3 protein-coding genes are annotated in these 3,771 nt (G+C 71.5%); 2 read left to right on the forward strand and 1 reads right to left on the reverse strand.

Annotation, left to right across the window (positions count from 1 at the left end; translation table 11 throughout):
• Window positions 1-475 precede the first annotated feature (475 nt).
• Window positions 476-1,261: an ECF subfamily RNA polymerase sigma factor, BldN family gene (locus tag VIU94_RS39760; protein WP_331919698.1), complete on the forward strand. Its 786-nt coding sequence runs from the start codon at window positions 476-478 to the stop codon at window positions 1,259-1,261.
• 269 nt (window positions 1,262-1,530) lie between these two features.
• On the forward strand, window positions 1,531-2,727 hold the full coding sequence (locus VIU94_RS39765; protein ID WP_331919700.1) for a DUF5667 domain-containing protein: 1,197 nt from the start codon (window positions 1,531-1,533) through the stop codon (window positions 2,725-2,727).
• Between the two features lie 55 nt (window positions 2,728-2,782).
• Here VIU94_RS39765 and VIU94_RS39770 read toward each other — a convergent pair.
• The coding region (locus VIU94_RS39770; RefSeq protein WP_331919702.1) for a lysophospholipid acyltransferase family protein at window positions 2,783-3,771 on the reverse strand (989 nt) is incomplete at its 5' end.

Genomic DNA, 3,771 nt, shown 5'->3' on the forward strand with positions numbered 1-3,771 from the left:
ACCGCCGCGGCGGTCGCCCTGCACCGCCGCCGCCGCTGACGCACCCGCCCGCCCCGCCGCCGACGTACGCGCGTCGCCGACGCGCCGTGCCCGTCCGCGATCACCTCTGACTGCCTGGGACAGGCCGCTGTCACCCGTCCGTGGTCGAACAGGGCGGCACCTGGCCGTATCCGGCCAATCCGCGCTTCCTACCCGGCACGGGGCCCGGCCAGTCCTGTTGTCTGCGCTCGGGCACAACGGATCCCGCAGACTGACAGTTCTCGAACCAATTCGATCAACTATCGGTCACGAAGTGCGACTTGATCTACTCACTAGCGGTAACAGAAGCGACCCAAACGGTGATTTGAGCAACTGGGTGTAGCGCCGCCTGTACGAAGCGTTATTCTCCTCAGACGCATACCGGAACCCACTCGTCGCCACGACGGGTGAACGGTCCCGCACTGCACGTGATGGAAGCTCTGCCTCTGGGAGTCCCGTGTACCCACACGTCGGGGTTGACGCCTCGGGCCTGGCTACGCTGCGCGCAACGGTCCTCGACCACTTGCGCGGCTTCGTCCCCACCGCGTACGCCGTACCCGTACCCGCCTTCGCCACACCGGCACCGGCCGGTCCTTGCTATGCCCTCGCCGACGGCGGTGCCGCCGTCGTCAGACGGGGCGGCCGGGGCGGCGCGGGCACCTCGACCACCGCCCGCCGCCCCACCGCCGACAGCGACAGCGCCCGCATGATGGACCTCGTCGAGCGCGCCCAGGCGGGCGAGGCCGAGGCCTTCGGCCGGCTCTACGACCAGTACAGCGACACCGTCTACCGCTACATCTACTACCGCGTCGGCGGGAAGGCGACGGCGGAGGACCTCACCAGCGAGACCTTCCTGCGCGCCCTGCGCCGGATCTCCACCTTCACCTGGCAGGGCCGCGACTTCGGCGCGTGGCTGGTCACGATCGCCCGCAACCTGGTCGCCGACCATTTCAAGTCGAGCCGGTTCCGCCTGGAAGTGACCACCGGCGAAATGCTCGACGCCAACGAGGTCGAGCGCAGCCCGGAGGACTCCGTCCTGGAGTCCCTCTCCAACGCCGCCCTCCTCGACGCCGTCCGCCGGCTCAATCCGCAGCAGCAGGAGTGCGTCACCCTGCGCTTCCTCCAGGGCCTCTCGGTCGCCGAGACCGCCCGGGTCATGGGCAAGAACGAGGGGGCGATCAAGACCCTCCAGTACCGGGCCGTGCGCACCCTGGCCCGGCTGCTCCCGGACGACGCCCGCTGACACCCCGCCTCCCGCCCCCACTCGCAGTACCCCTCCCCCCGCCGTCCACGCCCACTTCAACTCACCGTCGGTGACGCCTCGATGACGCACTGGTCCGATCATCTTTCGCGCGTAACCCAAGTGCCGCGCCGCTCGTTGTGCGGGATGCAGGCTCCCTGTGGTCATGCTTTGTCCACTTCCACTCACTCTTTCGTGTGGATGCGCTCAAGGTGTGCAACCTTCCGGACCCCCAGGGGAGTCGACCGTCATGACGAGAGGAGGTGCCGCCAGTGATCGCGAACGTTTCGGCGCACCGGCGGGCGAACGCCTTCGCCCAGGCCCTGGAGGATCGGACTCCTCCGGACACGGCGGCCGAGCAGCCCGAGGATTCGGCCGAACCGGCCGAACAAGGGCGGCTGTTGGCCCTGGCGACCGGTCTGGGCGAGCTGCCGAAGCCCGCAATGGATCCAGAGACCAAGGTGGTGCAGCGAGCCCAGCTCGTGGCCGCCATGGAGGCGATGTTCGCGGAGGGGAGTGCAGCGGGCCCTACCGTGCCTGAGCAGCGGTCCCCGAGCGGCCGGGGGGCCCATCGGGCCTCGCCCCTCCGCAAATTGCGCCCCCGCTCCCGCTGGTCGAAGGGCATCGCCGCGGGCGGCCTCACGGTCGGTGTGGCCGCGGGCGCGTTCAGCGGTGTGGCCGCAGCGAGTTCCGACGCCCTGCCGGGTGACTCGCTCTACGGCCTCAAGCGCGGCATGGAAGATCTCAAGCTGGGAATGGCGGACGACGACGCGGACCGCGGCGGCATCTACCTCGACCAGGCGTCGACCCGGCTCAGCGAGGCCCGCCGGCTCATGGAGCGCGACCGGGCGGGCGCCCTGGACCACGAGTCGCTGGGCGAGGTCCGCCGCGCGCTCAACGGCATGCAGCACGACGCGGCCGAGGGCCACCGTCTGCTCCGCCGCGCCTACGACCGGGACGGCGAGATCGCCCCGATGGCCCGGCTGAACGCGTTCGCGCAGTCCCACCGCGCCACCTGGCAGGGCCTCAGGGACCGCCTCCCCGTGCAGCTGACCGACGTGGGCAACCAGGTCAACGACGTCTTCGACGCCATAGACGAAGACGTCGAGCCGCTCCAGTCAGTGCTCCCCCGCACCCTGGACTCGGGCCCCGGCGGCAGCACCGTCCCGGGCGACGGTACGGGCACGCCGAGCTCCGGCGGCGACCGGCGCACCCCGTCCTCGGCAACATCCCCCGGCGCGCCCGGCACGGCGACCCAGCCGCATCCCTCGGGCTCCGGCTCCCGCGACACGGAGAACGACGGCCTGCTCGGCGGAAACACGGGCGGCCTGCTCGACCCGCCCCCGACAGGCACGAGCCCGGCCCCGTCCGGCGGCCAGTCCACGGTCCCGAAGCCCGACGTCACCCTCCCGCCGCTCCTGCCGGGCCTCCTCCCGGGCCTCGGCATCGACAGCGAGAAGGCGGACTAGGCGGTACGAGGACGGGGGCGCCCCTCCAGTGGGGGCGCCCCCGTTCTCGTACCCCTCAGAAGAACACCGACCTGCGCTGCACCAGCAGCTTGTACAACGTGTGCTGGATCTGTTCGCGGACCTGGTCGGTCAGGTTGAACATCAGCATCGGGTCCTCCGCCGCCTCCGGCGGATAGCCGTCGGTCGGGATCGGCTCGCCGAACTGGATCGTCCACTTCGTCGGCAGCGGCAGCGCGCCCAGCGGCCCCAGCCACGGGAACGTCGGCGTGATCGGGAAGTACGGGATGCCGAGGATCCGGGCGAGCGTCTTCGCGTTGCCGATCATCGGGTAGATCTCCTCCGCACCGACGATCGAGCACGGCACGATCGGCACGCCGGCCCGCAGCGCGGTCGACACGAAGCCGCCGCGCCCGAACCGCTGGAGCTTGTACCGCTCGCCGAACGGCTTCCCGATGCCCTTGAAGCCCTCCGGCATCACCCCGACGATCTCGCCTCGGCTCAGCAGCCGCTCCGCGTCCTCCGCGCAGGCCAGCGTGTGCCCGGCCTTGCGCGCCAGCTCGTTGACCACCGGCAGCATGAAGACCAGGTCGGCGGCGAGCAGCCGCAGATGCCGGCCCGCCGGATGATTGTCGTGGACGGCGACCTGCATCATCAGCCCGTCGAGCGGCAGCGTCCCGGAGTGGTTCGCCACCACCAGGGCCCCGCCCTTCGCGGGGATGTTCTCGATGCCCTTCACCTCGACCCGAAAGTACTTCTCCGCCAGCGGGCGCAGCAGCGACATCAGGACCTGGTCGGTGAGCTCCTCGTCGTACCCGAACTCGTCGACGTCGTACTGGCCCGTCACCCGGCGGCGCAGGAACGCGAGCCCGCCCGCGAGCCGCCGCTCCCAGCCGCTCCCGGACGCCTGAGCGGGCTCGGCTGCCCCGGCCGCCTCCTCCGCAGGGAGAGCCCCCTCCAGGCCCTGTGCGACCTCCAGCACCGGCCGGGCCGGCGACGGCAGCGGGCTCACCGCGGCGTCGCGCGCCGCCGGCGGCCGCGCGGGCC

Source organism: Streptomyces sp., assembly GCF_036566765.1.
Classification (GTDB): domain Bacteria; phylum Actinomycetota; class Actinomycetes; order Streptomycetales; family Streptomycetaceae; genus Streptomyces.